This window comes from Martinezella lusitana (assembly GCF_010668395.1).
Classification (GTDB): domain Bacteria; phylum Pseudomonadota; class Alphaproteobacteria; order Rhizobiales; family Rhizobiaceae; genus Rhizobium; species Rhizobium lusitanum_A.
The window spans coordinates 744,030-760,824 of sequence record NZ_WUEY01000001.1; the positions used below are offsets into that span (position 1 = coordinate 744,030).

General features: G+C 63.7%; 17 protein-coding genes. 8 read left to right on the forward strand and 9 right to left on the reverse strand.

The genetic code is table 11. The features are described 5' to 3' along the window. Positions 1 to 52: 52 nt before the first annotated feature. Positions 53 to 844: an AttM family quorum-quenching N-acyl homoserine lactonase gene (attM, locus tag GR212_RS03695; RefSeq protein ID WP_204326231.1), complete on the reverse strand. Its 792-nt coding sequence runs from the start codon at positions 842 to 844 to the stop codon at positions 53 to 55. Between the two features lie 122 nt (positions 845 to 966). Between attM and GR212_RS03700 the strand changes: the two genes are divergently transcribed. Then, positions 967 to 1,860: a LysR family transcriptional regulator gene (locus tag GR212_RS03700; protein WP_163985080.1), complete on the forward strand. Its 894-nt coding sequence runs from the start codon at positions 967 to 969 to the stop codon at positions 1,858 to 1,860. 33 nt (positions 1,861 to 1,893) lie between these two features. Here the strand turns inward: GR212_RS03700 and GR212_RS03705 are convergent, their stop codons facing one another. Beyond that, positions 1,894 to 3,198: an MFS transporter gene (locus tag GR212_RS03705; protein WP_163985081.1), complete on the reverse strand. Its 1,305-nt coding sequence runs from the start codon at positions 3,196 to 3,198 to the stop codon at positions 1,894 to 1,896. A 109-nt stretch (positions 3,199 to 3,307) separates the two neighbouring features. Between GR212_RS03705 and GR212_RS03710 the strand changes: the two genes are divergently transcribed. Beyond that, the gene (locus GR212_RS03710; protein ID WP_163985082.1) at positions 3,308 to 3,760 is read left to right on the forward strand and encodes a winged helix-turn-helix transcriptional regulator; all 453 of its coding nucleotides are present in this window, start codon (positions 3,308 to 3,310) and stop codon (positions 3,758 to 3,760) included. 49 nt (positions 3,761 to 3,809) lie between these two features. Here GR212_RS03710 and GR212_RS03715 read toward each other — a convergent pair whose 3' ends face one another. The 4 genes from GR212_RS03715 to GR212_RS03730 form a co-directional block, all read right to left on the reverse strand. After that, on the reverse strand, positions 3,810 to 4,691 hold the full coding sequence (locus GR212_RS03715; RefSeq protein ID WP_163985083.1) for an NAD(P)/FAD-dependent oxidoreductase: 882 nt from the start codon (positions 4,689 to 4,691) through the stop codon (positions 3,810 to 3,812). Beyond that, positions 4,688 to 5,137: an Rrf2 family transcriptional regulator gene (locus GR212_RS03720; protein ID WP_163985084.1), complete on the reverse strand. Its 450-nt coding sequence runs from the start codon at positions 5,135 to 5,137 to the stop codon at positions 4,688 to 4,690. Before GR212_RS03720 ends, GR212_RS03715 begins: the two co-directional genes overlap by 4 nt. A gap of 127 nt (positions 5,138 to 5,264) precedes the next feature. Further along, the gene (locus GR212_RS03725; protein WP_163985085.1) at positions 5,265 to 5,849 is read right to left on the reverse strand and encodes an isochorismatase family protein; all 585 of its coding nucleotides are present in this window, start codon (positions 5,847 to 5,849) and stop codon (positions 5,265 to 5,267) included. A gap of 78 nt (positions 5,850 to 5,927) precedes the next feature. Then, the gene (locus tag GR212_RS03730) at positions 5,928 to 6,677 is read right to left on the reverse strand and encodes a sulfite exporter TauE/SafE family protein (RefSeq protein ID WP_163985086.1); all 750 of its coding nucleotides are present in this window, start codon (positions 6,675 to 6,677) and stop codon (positions 5,928 to 5,930) included. Positions 6,678 to 6,775: 98 nt separating this feature from the next. Between GR212_RS03730 and GR212_RS03735 the strand changes: the two genes are divergently transcribed. From GR212_RS03735 to GR212_RS03750, 4 genes are all read left to right on the forward strand, one after another. Next, entirely contained in the window at positions 6,776 to 7,657 is an 882-nt protein-coding gene (locus tag GR212_RS03735) for a LysR family transcriptional regulator (RefSeq protein ID WP_163985087.1), read from the forward strand. An 85-nt stretch (positions 7,658 to 7,742) separates the two neighbouring features. Then, positions 7,743 to 8,549 (forward strand): alpha/beta fold hydrolase, encoded by an 807-nt coding sequence (locus GR212_RS03740; protein WP_163985088.1) that lies wholly within the window; start codon positions 7,743 to 7,745, stop codon positions 8,547 to 8,549. A gap of 136 nt (positions 8,550 to 8,685) precedes the next feature. Next, a complete protein-coding gene (locus GR212_RS03745; protein WP_163985089.1) occupies positions 8,686 to 9,807 on the forward strand; it encodes an alkene reductase in 1,122 nt (373 codons plus the stop codon). Further along, positions 9,804 to 10,532, forward strand: coding sequence for an SDR family NAD(P)-dependent oxidoreductase (locus tag GR212_RS03750; protein WP_163985090.1), 729 nt, complete (start codon positions 9,804 to 9,806; stop codon positions 10,530 to 10,532). The genes GR212_RS03745 and GR212_RS03750 overlap by 4 nt, the downstream gene beginning before the upstream one ends. 13 nt (positions 10,533 to 10,545) lie before the next feature. Here GR212_RS03750 and GR212_RS03755 read toward each other — a convergent pair whose 3' ends face one another. Then, positions 10,546 to 10,836, reverse strand: a complete 291-nt coding sequence (locus GR212_RS03755; protein WP_163985091.1) for a hypothetical protein — start codon at positions 10,834 to 10,836, stop codon at positions 10,546 to 10,548. A 151-nt stretch (positions 10,837 to 10,987) separates the two neighbouring features. Here GR212_RS03755 and GR212_RS03760 point away from each other — a divergent pair, with 151 nt between their 5' ends. Then, complete coding sequence (locus GR212_RS03760; protein WP_163985092.1) at positions 10,988 to 12,046, forward strand: LacI family DNA-binding transcriptional regulator; 1,059 nt, start codon at positions 10,988 to 10,990, stop codon at positions 12,044 to 12,046. Between the two features lie 13 nt (positions 12,047 to 12,059). Here GR212_RS03760 and GR212_RS03765 read toward each other — a convergent pair whose 3' ends face one another. Next, the gene (locus GR212_RS03765) at positions 12,060 to 14,219 is read right to left on the reverse strand and encodes a mechanosensitive ion channel family protein (RefSeq protein ID WP_163985093.1); all 2,160 of its coding nucleotides are present in this window, start codon (positions 14,217 to 14,219) and stop codon (positions 12,060 to 12,062) included. 166 nt (positions 14,220 to 14,385) lie between these two features. On the opposite strand from GR212_RS03765, the gene GR212_RS03770 reads away from it, so the two are divergent. Then, on the forward strand, positions 14,386 to 15,357 hold the full coding sequence (locus GR212_RS03770) for a hypothetical protein (RefSeq protein WP_204326232.1): 972 nt from the start codon (positions 14,386 to 14,388) through the stop codon (positions 15,355 to 15,357). A gap of 97 nt (positions 15,358 to 15,454) precedes the next feature. Here GR212_RS03770 and pncB read toward each other — a convergent pair whose 3' ends face one another. Beyond that, the gene (gene pncB, locus GR212_RS03775; RefSeq protein ID WP_163985094.1) at positions 15,455 to 16,759 is read right to left on the reverse strand and encodes a nicotinate phosphoribosyltransferase; all 1,305 of its coding nucleotides are present in this window, start codon (positions 16,757 to 16,759) and stop codon (positions 15,455 to 15,457) included. Positions 16,760 to 16,795: the final 36 nt, after the last annotated feature.

Sequence of the window (16,795 nt, forward strand, 5' to 3'; positions counted from 1 at the left end):
TTTTCAGAGCATCCCGGCAGGGCCTGCTTTTCAAGGCTCACCGGATACAGCTTCAATCATAATAAGCCGGAGCCTGCCTGAACTTAGGCCAGGCTTCGGGATCGTGGCCCGTGACCACCAGCGCATCGGTCCGCTCGGCGAGCGCGCGCAGCTTGCCGACCGATCGCACCGTGTCGACGGCCGAAGCCATGAAGCCAGGCAGCGCGCGCTCATTCCAATGATCAAGCGTATACGCGGCGTCGATGGCCAGCAAAACCGCGCCCGTGTTGGGCAAGCGCACCAGGAAGGACTGGTGGCCGACGCTGTGACCCGGCGTGAAGACCATCCGCAGCGTTCCGTCGCCATGGAGATCGTAAGCGTCGGTGGCATCGCCCTCCAGGAAATGCCATTTCAAGCCGGGCCGGTCGAAGTCCCGGCGGACATAGGCGCCGGCCGCGAACCAGTCCGGCGCGAAGGCATATTCATATTCCCGGCGCTGGACGATGTGGGTCGCATTGGGAAACCGGCCGACAGCGCCGCTGTGATCGGAATGTAAATGCGACAAGACGACGAAGCGGACGTCCTCGGGCGAGATGCCGAGCTGCGCCAGCTGCGCGACGCATCCCTGCTCTTCGGTCATGATGGGCCGATAGCTATCGACGACATCGCCCCAATAACCGCGCGGATCGGCCAGCCCTTCAGCCGCAAGCCCGCCATCGATGATGACGTTGCCCCTGGGATGGGTCAGCAGAAACCACGGCACCGGTATTTCATAGTCGGCGCCGTCTCCCTGGTTCATCCTGATGTCATGGGCCTTGCACCGCTGCGTGCCCGATTGAAACATGTAAAGCCTGATATCGCCCATGAGCCTGACCTGTGTTTTGCGATTGAGAGCCAAAGCGCGCATCGTTTTCGGCGATCAGCGACCCGGCCACCAGACCGCTTGATCCACTTACATTTATCGGCTGTACCGATATATTGCCCCGCATGGATCTGTTGGTGGCAATGCGCGTCTATGTCAGGGTGGTGGAACGGGGCAGTATGTCGGCCGCCGCCCGCGATCTCGGCATGGGCCAGCCCGCCGTCAGCGAGCGCATCGATCGGCTGGAGCAATATCTCGGCACGCGGCTGCTGCTGCGCAACACCCGCAAGCTTTCCGTCACCGATGTCGGCGCCGCCTTCTACGAGCGCAGCAAGCAGGTTCTCGACAGCGCAAGCGACGCCCTGACGGTCGTAAACGGCGATCAGTCATTGCGCGGCACGCTTCGGATCGCGGCGCCTCATGGGCTCGGCGACATCATCCTGCCGCCGATCCTGCTGCAGATGCGCAAGCGTCATCCGCTGCTCAAGATCGATCTGGTGCTCAACGACAGGATCGTCGATCCGGTGACGGAGGGCGTCGATCTCTCGCTGCGCCTGGGCGATCTCGGCGAGGGCAGCTTCGTTGCCCGGAAGCTCGGCCATATCGCCCGCGTTCTGGTGGCATCGCCGGGCTATCTCGATCTGCATGGAACGCCGGCAGAGCCGGATGAGCTTGCCAACCACCCTTTCCTTCGGGTCTCGGGCCTGTTCAACAACGGCCGGCTTCCGTTGATCGGCGCGGACCAGCAAATCGGCTTCGCCGCCATCGACACCGTCCTGAGCACCAGTCACTGGCGGCCGCTGCACCGCCTGTTGCTCGATGGAGCTGGCATCGGCGTGCTGCAGGAGCCGGTCTGCGCCGAGGATCTTGCCAGCGGCAGGCTGATACGCCTGCTGCCTGGATTTACCGTGCCGGGATTCGATCTGCATGCTCTTTATCCGGCCATAAAGCCCGTTCCACTCCGAATTCGAGCGGTCCTCTCCCTTCTGGAAGAACAGTTGCCGGCGATCCTGCCCTGAGCAGGCCCGAGCGCTGAAAAGCTGGCTGTCGTCTTAAACGACGCTTTGCGTCGCCACCCTCGGCGTTGCCCGCAAGGTGAGCGCCCAGAAGAGAAGCGTCGCGAGGCTTATGGCCGCGCCGGACAGGCAGACGCCCGGCCAGCCTGCATGGGCATAGATGATGGTCGATGTCGACGAGCCGACGGCGCTGCCGATGGAATAGAAGACCATATAGGCGGCGGTCAGCCTGTTCTGCGCATCGGGCCTGACACGGTAGATCATGCCCTGATTGGTGACGTGCGTCGCCTGCAGGCCGAAGTCGATGACGAGCACGCCGAGGATGAGCCAGAAGATCGAGTGATCCAACATCGAGATCGGCAGCCAGGCGGCGAGCATCAGCGCGAGCGCGATGCCGGTCGTGCGCTGACCATGGCCGCGGTCGGCCCAGCGCCCTGCCCTGATGGCGCCGAGCGCGCCGGCTGCGCCGGCAAGACCGAACAGGCCGACTTCGGTGTGGGACAGCGAATAAGGCGGCGCGGTCAGCGGCAGGACGAGCGGCGCCAGGAGCGTGGTGATATTGGCGAAGATCAGCATGGCGATGACGGCGCGGATGCGCAGGACCGGTTCTTCGGCGAGCAGGATGCCAAGCGAGCGGATGAGGCCGAAATAGGAAAGACTCGCCTGCGGTCTTTGCTGGCGCGGCAGCGCACGCCAGAGGAGAAGAGCGATCACCAGCGTCAGCACGGCAGAGACGATATAGACCGTCCGCCAGCCGGAGAGATCGGTCAGCGTTCCCGCGACGCTGCGCGCCAAAAGAATGCCGAGCACGATGCCGCTCGTGACCATGCCGACGATATGGCCGCGCTCGGAGGGATGCGCCAGGCTGGCGGCATAGGCGACCAAGGCCTGCGTCACCACCGCCAGGAAGCCGACGGCGGCCATGGAGCCGAGCAGCATGGCCGCACTGGACGAAAAGCCGACGCAGACGAGTGCCGCCACGCTCAGCAGCGATTGCACGACGATGAGCTTGCGCCGGTCGACGAGATCGCCGAGCGGCACAAGCAGGATCAGCCCAAGCCCATAGCCGAGCTGCGTCGCGCCGACGATCAGGCCGGCAACCGTGCGCGACAGCTTGAGGTCGTCAGCCATGACATCGAGAAGCGGATGAGCGAAATAGGCATTCGCCACGGCGAGGCCGCTGGCGACGGCAAACAGGAAAATCGTGGCGCGCGTGAGCGGCAGATTGCCTTCGGCGGAGAGCTGTACCCCCTCGTTCCCGAACACGTCTTTAAGCGAGGAATGAAGGCGCGCGCTATCGTTCGCGCTGCCCGCCGGCGGCGCGTCCTGATCGATCGTCATTGCAAAACTCCCGATTTTTCGGTTTAATAATGAAACCATCAATCAGGTACCATTATTGGTTTAATCATGCAACCATTCTTGCCGACAAAAGACCGGGAGCGCTGAGCGGATGGTCGCGCGAAAAAGCCTGAAAGGCGATTATTGCCCAAGCGCCCGCTCGCTCGACGTCATCGGCGACTGGTGGTCGCTGCTGATCGTGCGCGATGCGTTCGACGGGCTGACACGCTTCGGCGAATTTCAGAAGAGCCTCGGCATCGCCAAGAACATTCTGACCGAGCGCCTGCGGACGCTGGTGGCGAGCGGCATTCTGGAGCTGGCTCCCGCGAGCGAGGGCGGCACGCGCATGGAATATCGCCTGACGGCGATGGGAAAGGACCTCTTCCCGGTCATGGTGGCATTGCGGCAATTCGGCGAACGCCATCTCTTCGCGCCGGCGGAAGATCATTCGCTGCTGGTGGATCGCGCCACCGGACAGCCGGTGCAGCTCGAAATCCGGGCGCGGGACGGACGCACCATCGGCCCGGACGAGGCGCTGATCCTGAAGGTGCCCGAAGAGAAATAGGGCAAAGGTGCCGGAGCTTGGAGGGCAGAAGCACCCTCCGGGGCCAGTTCTAAAACACCAGCGAGCGGTGCAGCTGCGCGCCGGCCCAGGCGCCGTCGCCGACGGCCAGCGACACCGAATGCGGGATGCGCGCGGCATCGCCGCAGGCGAAAGCGCCGAAAACGGTCGTCTCCTTCATAGCATCCGTCTGGATCTGCAAGCCAAAGGGCGTCTCTTCAAGCGCGCAGCCGAGCTGTTCGGCGACCGGGCTTGAGGGCGACACGCGCGATGCTGTGAAGAGGCCGGCAAACTGCAGCAGTCGTCCGTCTGTAAGCCGCACGTCGGCCGCTCCCTCAAGCCTTGCGACCGGCGTTTCCTCGATCGCCACGCCGCGCGCGGCCAGATCGGCGCGCTGTGCCTCGTCCGGAGCAAACGAACCGTTGAGAAACAGCGTCACCTCGCCCCATTCCGGCAGCAATTGCGCCTGATGCAGCGACATGGGGCCGGTGGCGATGCAGCCGATGCGGCCCTGATCGAGCTCGTAGCCATGGCAATAGGGGCAATGGAAGACGCTTCGGCCCCAACGCTCCCCCAGCCCCTCGACCTCGGGCAACGCATCGGAGACGCCGGTGGCGAAAAGCAGGCGCCGGGCATCGTGGCGCGCGCCGTCTGCCGTGGTTACGGCGAAGGCATTCTTCTCGCCCTCGGCCTGCTTGGCGATCCCCTCGACCCAGGACAATGTCGGATAGGCGGAAAGCTGCTCGCGCGCCTTACGGGCGATCTCGCCAGGATTGACGCCGTCCTGCCCGAGAAAGCCGTGGGAGGCATCCGCAAAACGATTGCGGCGCTTGCCGGCGTCGATCACCAGCACCTTGCGCCGGGCGCGGAGAAGCTGGAGGGCGGCCGCCATTCCGGCGTAGCTGCCCCCGATAACGATGACGTCATGGGTCATAAGAGGGTCCTTTCTGTGCGCCACTGCGCATGACGCCTTACAAATTCGACGGCGAGATCGGCAAGCGTGACACTCTCAAAACGCTTGAGCAGAAGCGCCTCCGCTTCCGCAAAAGCATCGTCGAGCACGGAATTGACCGATTGCTCGACAAGGCATTCCGGCGTCTCGTTGCGATTGCCGATGGCGAAGATGGCCGGTTCGCCGAGTGCTTCGTGCAGCTGGCGCAGCGTCACGCTTCCGAGATCGGCGGCGATCGTCCAGCCGCCTGTATGCCCCTTGGCGGAACGCACGATTCCGACCTCGCGCAAAAGCCCCATGGTGCGCCGTACCACGACGGGATTGGTATGCATGCATTGCGCCAGGGTTTCGGATGTCACCGGCGCATCCTGCTCGGCCATATGGAGCAGGGCATGGAGAACGGAGGAAAGTCTGCTGTCGCGTTTCATGTAACTTCAATTATTACGATTCGACGCGATATTCAAGAGTTGGCTCGACTTATGTGCCACCGAGCGCAATTCAGCCGCGCTGAGAGGGATTTGGCCGCCGCCGTCTGTCTTCGCATCTATCGCGCGATTAACAGCGCTTTCTGAACTGAACATCGCGCGCCGAGGCGCAGATGCGCACCTGGTCGCCCAGCGACCATTCCGCCGCCCGTGCAGCCATGGCTGCGGGCACGCCTTGCGACCCCGGCCCGGCGGGAACGTCATGGGTGGCGTGCGCATCATGCGGCAGCAGTACGCCATAGCCGCGCTGAAGTGCCGACCGCGCCGTCGCGGCGACGCACATTTCCGAAAGCACGCCTGATATCACCAGTTCGCGCACGCCGAATGCGGCGAGGACGGCATCGAGATCGGTGCCCTCGAAGCCATCATCCTCCGTCTTCCGAATGACCACTTCGCCTGGCTGAGGCGGGAAATGGAGTTTCCATCCCGGCTGAAACGGCTCATCCGGCGCACCGGCCGGGCCATCGTTCTGCAGGAAAATCACCGGCGCCCATGCCGACCGCGCCTTATCCAGCAGGAGCTCGACCACCGACCTCAGCGTTGCATCGCCGGGCACGGCCTCCGGCCCCTCGACAAAGGCATTCTGCACATCGACGACGAGCAGGGCATCGGCGGGCGGATGACCATCAGAAATCGCTTGCTGCTCTTTTTCCATCGATCAACCGGCCTCCGTCGGAAACGAACTTCGAAGCATATGGGAACGCACGGGGCAACCCGGCAACGCGGGATTGCCTCAGAAAGCGGCTTTGACGACCATCTCGGCGCCAAGCAACAGAAGGCACAGCAGAAACCAGCGGCGGAACGTTGCCGGGCTGACGCGGTTGCGGATGATCTGGCCGGCCCACATCCCGGCGAGCGCCGGCACGATCGCCAGCGCAGACAGCGCAAGATTGTCGATGCGGAAGGCGCCATGCCAGGCGAGCGCGCCGGCCAGCGCCACGGTGGAAACGGTGAAGGAAAGGCCGAGCGCCTGAACCAGCTCTTCCTTCTCCAGCCTCAGCGCCTGCAGATAGGGCACGGCGGGAACGACAAAGACGCCGGTCGCGCCGGTCAGCAGGCCGGTGATCAAACCGACGACCGGCGATAGCAGCGGCTCCAGCGTCGAAGGCACATGAAGCTGGCGGGCAAGCAAGGCATGGCCGGCATAGAGGATGAGCGCCCCGCCCAGCGCTCCCGTTGTCAGCCGCGTATCGCCAGCCGCCAGAAGATATGAGCCGGCAAAGGTTCCGACGACGACGGCAAACGCCAGCAGGGAAAACCGTCGCACGAGCGCGCGGAAGCTCGGGCCCGCCAGAAGCTGCCAGACATTGGTGACGAAGGACGGCACGATCAGCAGGCTGGCCGCCGTAAGCGGCGAAATCAGGGTGCTCAAGACCCCCATCGCCACGGTCGGCAGCCCCATGCCGGTGACGCCCTTGACCATGCCGGCGACAAAGAAGGTGGCGGAAATGGCGGCGAGAAGCGATATCGAATGATCCATCATATCCCTTCCCTAGCAAATACAGGGCCATGGACAATGCGGATGACGCGAAGGCAGCCTTCGGCTATCCCGAAGGCTGAACATGCGATAATCTCCGATCCATGCGCTTCGATCTGACCGACCTTCGCCTTTTCCTCGCCGTCGTCGATGCCGGCAGCATTACCCATGGCGCCGCCGATGTCGGGCTTTCGCTGCCGGCCGCCAGCGAGCGGCTGCGCGACATGGAGGCCAATGGCGGCGTAAAGCTTCTGGAACGCGGGCGACGCGGCATCCGCCAGACACCGGCCGGAGAGGCATTGGCACACCACGCGCGACTGATACAGCGGCAGCTGGCGCAGATGCGCGGCGAACTCGGCGAGCATGCGAGCGGCCTGCGGGCAACCATCCGGCTTGCGGCCAATACCGCCGCAATCGCCGAATACCTGCCGTCACGGCTTGCGGACTGGATGAGCCGGCATCCGCGAACCGATATCGACCTCAAGGAGCGGCAGAGCATCGAAATCGCGCGGTCCGTTTCAGCCGGGCACGCCGACATCGGCATCCTGTCCGACGCCGTCGATACCTCTGGCCTGATATTGCGGCCCTTCGCGATCGACCGGCTGGTGGTGGTCATGTCTCGCGATCATGCGCTTGCCGCAACGAAGCAGATCGCTTTCGCAGATATCCTGCACGAGCATTTCATCGGGCTCGCCGGCGGGGCGCTACAGGACCACATCGACGCGCGGGCCGCCCGCCTCGGCGCCCGATTGAAGATGCGGGTGCGGATGCGGACATTCGAGAGCATCTGCGACATGGCAGGCCATGGCGTCGGCCTCGGCATCGTGCCCGAAACCGCGGCGCGTCGCTGCGGCCGGTCGGCAAAGATCGCGGCGCTGCGCCTCACCGACAGCTGGGCCACGCGCCGGCTTTCGATCTGCACGCGCTCCCTCGATGACCTGCCGTCACCGGCCCGGGATCTCTTCGAGCATCTTGCAACGGCATGATCGCGACCCCGTTGGAAAAACGGGGCCGGATCGAATAGTCTCGTCCGATGGCTGTCGGGTGGAGGCAGCACAATGGGAGGTGGATATGGATTTTCGCGACGACGAGCTTCATCGCTTCGAAGCCGAGGGTGCCGCATCCCTGCCGCAAGCCGAGACGGAGGGCCATGTCGATCACGATGGCGCCCGCATCTGGTATGCGTCCCATGGCAGCGGCGCTCCGGTGATCCTCCTGCATGGCGGGCTCGGAAACAGCGGCAATTGGGGCTATCAGGTGCCGGCCCTGATCGACGCCGGCCATCAGGTCATCGTCATCGACAGCCGCGGTCATGGCCGCAGCACACGCGACGAGCGGCCATACGCCTACGAACTGATGGCATCCGACGTTCTCGCCGTCATGGACAGGCTGAAGATTAAAAAGGCAGCCATTGCCGGATGGAGCGATGGCGCCTGCACGGGCATGATCCTTGGAAGAACCCATCCGGAGCGCGTGTCCGGCGTTTTCTTCTTTGCCTGCAACATGGACCCGAGCGGCACCAAGGAATTCGTGGCGACGCCCGTCATCGAGCGCTGCTTCTCCCGCCACACGAAGGATTATGCCGCCCTCTCCGCCACGCCCGACAGGTTCGACGCCTTCGTCGAGGCCGTCGGCCTGATGCAGCGGACGGAGCCGAACTATACGATCGCCGATCTCGCCGATATCCATGTGCCCGTCGCCATCGTGCACAGCGAGCATGACGAGTTCATCAAGCGCGAACATGCCGATCATCTCGTGCGGCACATTCCCGGCGCGGAGCTGATCCTTCTGCCCGGCGTCAGCCATTTCGCGCCGCTGCAGCGGCCGGCGCAGTTCAACGCCAGCTTGCTCGACTTTCTTGCGAGGATTCCGGCCTGACGTCAGATTCAGTTGCGCACGTCCGATTGTTCGAATAAATGATGAACATCATCTTATTCGAACTCCCGAGACCGAATCGCCGCTGACAGGCCCTTCCGCCCCGGGGAGCAATCTTGGCTCCAGGCAGGAGAATTTTATGACAAACACCTTATTTTCGCCGCTCACCATCGGCCCCTACGAGCTTGAACATCGCATCGTCATGGCGCCGCTGACCCGCATGCGGGCGAGCCAGCCGGGCAACGTGCCCTCCGCACTGAATGCCGAATATTATGCCCAGCGCGCAAGCAAGGGCGGCCTGATTATTTCCGAGGGCTCGCAGATTTCCCGCGCAGGACAGGGCATGCCGGCAACGCCGGGCATCCATACAGTGGAGCAAATCGCCGGCTGGAAGGTCGTGACGGATGCCGTTCATGGCAAGGGCGGCAGGATTTTCCTGCAGCTCTGGCATGTCGGCCGCATTTCCCATTCGTCTCACCAGCCGGGCGGCGCTCTGCCGATTGCCCCTTCCGCCATCGCCGCCAAGGGACAAGCCTTCACCGCCTCCTTCGAGCGCGTTCCCTTCGAGACGCCGCAGGCGATCGATATCGACCTGATGCCGCTCTTGATCGAGGTCTATGCGCAGGCGGCCGCCAATGCGAAGCAGGCTGGCTTCGACGGCGTCGAAATCCACGGTGCCAACGGCTATCTGATCGAGCAGTTCCTGCAGGCGCGCACGAACCAGCGCACCGACCAGTATGGCGGCTCGATCGAGAACCGCACGCGGCTGCTGCTCGAGGTCGTCGAGGCGGTTTCCGATGTCTGGGGTTCGGATCGCGTCGGCGTTCGCCTGTCGCCATTCGGCATCGCCAACGACAGTGGCGAGGATGATCCATTGCGTCTCTACGGCCATGTCATTCGCGAGCTGGACCGGCTCAATCTCGCCTATCTGCATCTGATCGAGCCGCGCGCAAGCGGCGCCGGCCAGGCCGAAGTCGACCACAAGAACGTGCCGTCCGCCGCGGAACTGTTCCGCCCCGCCTGGTCGGGCACGCTGATCGCCGCGGGCAATTTCCAGCCGGACACAGCCGAAGCGGCGGTTGCCGCCGGTCATGCCGACGCCATCGCCTTCGGCCGGCTGTTCATCGCCAATCCCGACCTGCCGGAGCGCATCCGCAGCGGCGCGCCCCTCAACCCCTATCATCGCCCCACGTTTTATGGCGGCGGCGCCGAGGGTTATACCGACTATCCGACGCTGGATGCCAGGGAGGCCGCCGAATGAGCACGCCAAGCGCCATCATCGTCGGAGTGGGAGCGGAACAGGGGCTGGGAGCCGCACTCTGCCGCCTTCTCGCCGACAAGGGCTATCATGTCGTCATTGCCGGCCGGACGCCGGCGAAGATCGATCAGGTCGCCGCGAGCATCAAGGCATCCGGCGGCAGCGCCGAAGCCGTCGAAACGGACGCGACGGATGAAGCTGCGGTCATTCGGCTCTTCGAGCATGCCTTCACGGCGCGAGACGACATTGCTGCGCCCGATTTCGTCGTCTTCAACGCCGGCATAAACCGTCCGATCGGCTTTCGCGATCTGACGGCCGCACAATTCGAGGAATTCTGGCGCATCTGCTGTTTCGGCGGCTTTCTCGTCGGCCGGGAGGCGGCGCGTCATCTGACGCCGCTCGGCCGCGGCACCGTGATCTTCACCGGCGCTTCCGCCAGCCTGCGCGGCAAGACGGGCTTCGCGCAGTTTGCCGCCGCCAAGGCGGGCCTTCGCATGATTAGCCAGAGCATGGCGCGCGAATTCGGTCCGCTCGGCCTGCACGTCGCCCACACCATCATCGACGGCGGCATCGACGGGGAGCGGCTGCGCTCGCGCCGGCCGGATGTCGATGCCGATGGGCTCCTGAATATAGACGCCATCGCCGAGAGCTACTGGCACATTCATCGCCAGCATCCTTCGGCCTGGACACAGGAGCTGGATTTGCGGCCTTACAAGGAAAACTTCTGACGCGGAGACGGCATTAGCAATTCCGCGACAGGGCCTTGGCGACGGCGAGGAACTTCGGGTCTTCGTTCCGGGTGCAGCGGCGACTATCGGTTTCACCGTCCGCCTCGGGCATTTCGCTCGGGATCGTGAAGGACCAGGCAGACGGACGATTCCGCCGTCGGCGCAGGAAGCCGGCCAGCCGGCCCAGAATGCCTTGCTCGCCGACGCCGTTGCCCTCCGGCGAGGGCGGATCGGCGGCATTCGGATTGGCGGGGTTGCCCCAGCGATCATCATAGAGATCCTTGAAAAAATAGTTGGTCAGCATCGGTTTCCCTTTTATTGAATCGATTCAATATCGACTCGCATTCATTGATTGAATCGGTTCAATCGTACGCTCCAAAAATCTTCTGTCAAGCAGAATTGAACCGATACAAATTCATTGCTAGGGTCTGCCGGCGAAACAAAGGGAGATTGCATTGGCCAAGGGCACCATCAGGCTCGCGGATGTCGCCAGGGCGGCGGGCGTATCGCAGGGAACCGCCTCCAATGTTTTCAGCCGGCCGGACGTGGTGCGCGAAGAGGTGCGCGAGCATGTGCTCGAAACGGCCAAGCGGCTCGGCTATGCCGGCCCAAGCTTGACAGGTCGTTTGCTGCGGGCCGGAAAGGTCAACGCCATCGGCGTCGCCGCAGTCGAGCCGCTTGCCTATTTCTTCGACGATCCCTGGGCCAGGGCGCTTCTGGCGGCCGTTTCCCAGGTCTGCGACGCCAACGGCACCGGCCTGGCGCTGGTTTCGGCCAAGGACCGGCAAAAGCTGGACTGGAACATCAGGAGCGCGCTGGTCGACGGTTTTATTCTTCTCTGCGTCGAAGGCGGCGAAAAGCTTGTGCAGTTGACGCGCGAGCGGCAATTGCCCTTCGTCGCTCTGGCCCTGAACGACGACGACCCGTCGATCGCTTCGATCAGCGTCGACAATCTCGGCGGCGCGGCCGCCGCCGCCCGACATCTGGCGGAACTGGGCCACAGGCGTTTTGCCGTGCTCGCGACCGAACTTTCGCACGACCATGTCGGGCCGGTCGGCGTCGACGAGATCAGGCAGGCGATCTACTCCACGTCGCGCGACCGTGCGCTCGGCTACTGGCAGGCGCTCGAAGCCTTCGGTATCCGCCGGCAGGACGTGCCGATCTATGAGACGATCAACGACAAGGCCAGCGTCGAGGCCGGCCTGGAACTGCTGTTCTCCGCGCCCGAACCGCCGACGGCGCTCCTCGCCATGTCCGACAACATTGCTTTGCTGGCGATCAACTGGCTGCGGGCGCGGGGCCTTTCGGTTCCGCACGACATCTCGGTCATCGGCTTCGACGGCGTGCCGGAGGGCGGCATGGTGGAGCCGGGGCTGACGACCATGGCGCAGCCCTTCGCCGAGATCGCGCAACGCGCCGTGCGGGCCATTCTCGATGACGCCGTGCCGGGCGAACGCGAGACGATCGGCGTCACGCTGATCGTGCGCGGCAGCACGGCCGCGCCCAGGCAGTGACCTCGCTCCGCCGCTAGCCGGCCTGCTGCCCGCCATCCAGAGCAGCCGCACGCATCTCGATGAGCTGCCGGGCAGCGGCTGCAGCAGCATCCTTGTCGCTTGCCACCTGTACCGTCGGGAAGGCGAACTGGATGCCGTTTTCGTCGAAGGCTTGCTTGATCAGCGCCAGCGCATTGCGGCGGATGACCGAGAGTTCATTGGGCTTGGCGGTAATCGCAAGTCTGATCTCGACCGCGAAATCGCCGAACTGTTCGACGCCCTTCATCTTCAGCGTCTGAATGATGCTCGGGGCCAGATCGGCATCCTCGAGCAGGCGCTGGCCGATATCCTTGATGATCCGCTTCAGCTTCACCAGATCGGTGTCATAGGTGACCTTGACGATGATCTTGTCGATGGCCCAGTCGCGGTTCATGTTGTTGACCGCGCCGAGAGAACCGAAGGGGATCGTCGCCAGCGGGCCACGCTGATGGCGCAGCTTCACCGAGCGCAGGCTGAAGGACTCCACCACGCCCTTGTAGTGGCCGCTTTCGATATATTCACCGATGCGGAAAGCATCGTCCCAGAGGTAGAAGATACCGCTGATGACATCCTTGACGATGGTCTGCGCACCGAAGCCGACCGCAACGCCGACAACGCCGGCACCGGCGATCAGCGGCCCGATCTGGACGCCGAGGCCCGACAGCACCATCATCACCGCGATGATGCCGATGATGACGGCCAGAATGTTGCGGAAGATCGGCAGCAGCGTCTGCAGCCGGGCGCGGCTCGCCCTCATGTCCTCGCTGTCGCTGACGGCTGGCAGGGCCTGCATCAGCTTACCGTCGATGTAGGTTTTCGCCAGCTGCCAGACGAGATCGGCGATCAGCAGGATGACGATGCCGCCCAGAATGCCGCGCGCCACCCGACCGACAATGGATTCGCTGCCGCTCATCATCGCATGCGCTTCGACACCCAGCATCCGGCCCAGCCAGAGCGCGGCGAATGTGATGATCAGCGCCCGCACACCGCGATCGAGAAGAACGGTCGCCAGTTTTCCGGCGCCGAAGATGCCGTCGGCGGCATCGTGCAGCGCCTCGATCGCCTGCGTCGACACGGAGAGAACGCGCGGCAGCAATATCGCATAGATGCCGAGCCAGAGGAGGCCATCGAAACCGGCCACCCACAGGCACCAGAGAGCCGCAAAGAAAATCGTCAGCAGCCAGGAAACCGTCTTCGCTCCGCGCTTCTCCGGCGCGAGCGGTCTCGACCATACGGCGGTCACGGCGATCAGGAACAGGCCGACGCCGAGGGCGTAGCCGATGAGATCCTGCGCGCCCGCCGAAAAACCGAGCGAAATCACGGCCTGAATGACAGCCCAGCCGCAGGCGAAATAGACCGCAAACAGCGTGCACCGCCGATACCAGTAGGTTGCCACGCGCCGCCGCTCCGCGATGCGGGCGGTCCCTCCATCCTCGTCCAGCACATCGTTGGCGCGGCGCATCGCGATCAGCTCCATCATCAGCTTGCCGATGGAAATCGCCAATCGGATGGAGACCAATGCGATGACGCAGGCAATCGCAAAGCTTTCGATGGCCGGCGGCCAATCGAAAGCAAGCAGCGGAACGAGTGTCACCAGACCATGAATGACGGCTGGCACGACGCCGCCCAGGAACTGAAACCGTGCGGCCTGCAACGCCGTCTCGGTGCCGGCGGCCCTTTCGGCGCGCTGCATGTGCCTGGTGTTGATGAAACGCGCAACCGTGAGCTCGGCCACCAGCCCCAGGAAGAAGAGGATCACGATCTGGATGACGATGCGCAGCAGGCCAACGGCCCTGCCCTCGCCTTCCAGCTTTTCCGATGCCGTCATGACCTCATAGGGCAGCGTCATCGCCGCGCCGGACACCACTTCGAGATGGCGCCGCGTATGGCCGAGCATGCCCGACAGAACCGACATCTGATCGCCGTTGGTCGTGACCGGATTGCCGGCGGCAACCGGCTGATTGTTGAGCTGCGCGCCAAGCCATTGCCTGACGTCAGGCTCGTTCATCAGCTCGATCAGCTGGCGCACCTTGTCTGGAGGGGGAGCCGCCGGTTGCGGCGCAGCCTGCGCGAGCGCCACAACCGGCGTCGCCAATGCGAAAAGACACAAAAGCAGCGTCCAGATCGACAGCCTGCCACCCCCGACATTCCTCATATGCGCCGCCCTTCCCGCAATCGGGCCATCTGGCCCGTTCCCGCAGACTATACGCGTTTTTTGCGCGGGCAAGCAGGCACTTACGGGGTAACCCATCATCATGCCGGCATTGCCCCGGAACGGCAGCCGCGCTAGGTTCTGCAGCAATACCGTTCAGGACTCGGGGATGCGCGTGTTCAACTTCCTGAAAAGGCTCTTCGGCAAAGGCAAGCAGGCGGACACGCGCCGCGAACAGACGCCCCCTACGTCCGAGCCTGCGGACACGGCGGCAACGAAGACGCTCGACCTCAACATCCCTGACGAAGCCCTGCGGGACGAAGCAAGCTTTGCGGCCTATCTGCAGGAACGGCTGCCGTTCTTCGGCGACCTGATCCGCGTCGACTACGACCCCGCCGCCGGCAGCCTGACGCTGCACAGCCGCAACGGCGACACGATGACGAAGTTCCTGAACAATGCGCTGCTGGCCTTGCGCGAAAAGCGGGGACGGGCTCGCGCGCAGGCGCTGCTCAACTATCTCAACATGACGGAAACCATGGCCGACAACGGCGAGATCGCCAAGGTTCTTCCGGTCCTGAAGGCGCGCGATTTCGTCGACGTGGCCCGGCAGCAGATGATACAGGCCGCGAAAGACGAGCCTGATCCGCCGCAATTCGTCTATCTCGACGAAGCCGAAAACCTGATCAAGCTCTTCGTCGTCAACGGCGAGACCGCCGTCAGCTACGTCATGTCCTCGGCGTTGGAAGACTGGGGTATAGATGTCCGCGAGTTGGCGGAGATGGCGCAGGCCAACCTGCAGAAATTCCTCGCCAAGACCGGCGTTCAGATCGCCAGGCGCAGCCGGTTTCAATATGTCGAGGTGGACGGCCAGTTCGAATCCAGCGTCGCCTTCGTGCCGAACTTCTGGGCGCAGGTGCAGGAGCAATCCGGCGGCGCTGCCCCGATCGCGGCGTTCCTGTCCCGCGACAAGGTGTTCTTCACGCATGAGAACGACACCGAGGGCCTGCAGCTTCTGGAGCTGATCAGCGCCGATCTCAGCGACGTGGCCTATGTTATTTCGCCGGATCAGTATCGCTGGGAAAACGGCCGTTGGACGCTGTTCCGGCGTGTGGCCCGGATGGAAGCAACCGTCCGGCATTAGAGCAATTCCGGGAAAAGCGTAGAGCGGTTTTCAGCGCGGAATTGCTTAGAACTGAGAGATAGTGCGGTTCCGCCATTCCATGAAACGCGGAGCCGCTCTAAACCAGCACTTCCTGGTCGACACGGTCCTCCGCGCCGAAGAACTTCAGATAGCGCTCGACTTCCGCCGGCTCTCCCGTCGCCTTCTGGGGATTGTCCGAGAGCTTGACGGCCGGGCGGCCGTTGGCCTCGATCACCTTGCAGACGATGGAGATGGGGCTGAGGCCCTTGAGTTCGGTCGGCGCGCAGCCGGCGAAGTCGTTGGTCAGGTTGGTGCCCCAGCCGAAGCTCATGCGCACGCGGCCGTCGAAATGCTTGTAGGTGTCGATGATCGCCTCGACATCGAGGCCATCGGAAAAGATCAACAGCTTCTGGCGCGGGTCGCGGCCCATCTTCTTCCACCAGTCGATGATCTTTTCGCCGCCTTCGATCGGCGGAGCGCTGTCGGGCCTGAAGCCGGTCCAGTCGGCTACCCATTCCGGCGCGTTGCGCAGGAAGGAGGCGGTGCCGAAGGCATCGGGCAGCACGACCAAAAGATTGCCGCCGTAGAGGCGGTTCCAGTCGCGCAACACCTTATAAGGCGCCTTGCCGAGCTCTTCGTCGTTCCTGGCAAGTGCCGCCGCGACCATCGGCAGCTCATGCGCATTGGTGCCGACGGCCTCCAGATCGGAATCCATGGCGAGCAGCACGTTGCTTGTGCCGGTGAAAGCGTGGGGCACGCCTTCCTTCAACGCCTCGACGCACCAGCGCTGCCAGAGGAAGCTATGGCGGCGGCGGGTGCCGAAATCGGAGATGCGCAGGCCCGGCAGCTCCCGCAGCCGGTCCACCTTTTCCCACATCTTCGCCTTGGCGCGCGCATAGAGCACGTCGAGCGTGAAAGGACCGAGCGCCTTCAGCGCCGTGCGCGAGCGAAGCTCGTTGATGATGGCGAGCGCGGGGATCTCCCACATCGTCGTTTCCTTCCACGAGCCATGGAAGTCGAGAATATACTGGCCGTCACGCTTCGAAAGCTCGTATTCCGGCAGCTGGAAATTCGACAGCCAGGCGAGGAATTCCGGCTCGAAGATCTGGGCGCGGCCGTAGAAGCTGTTACCCGCAAGCCAGATCATCTCCTTCTTGGAGAGCCGGAGCGTGCGGGCATGATCGAGCTGGTCGCGCAACTCCTTCTCGTCGATCACCTCGGCAAGGCGAACGCTCTTGGTGCGATTGATCAGGGAGAAGGTGGCATCGACATCAGGATAGAGCTTCCAGATCATCTGGAGCATCAGGAGCTTGTAGAAATCCGTATCGATCAGGCTGCGGACGATCGGATCGAGCTTCCAGGTATGGTTATAGACGCGGGTGGCGATATCCGTCTTGGTCATGTCGTTCCTGCCCCGTCTCCTGCCCTGCGCACGTCA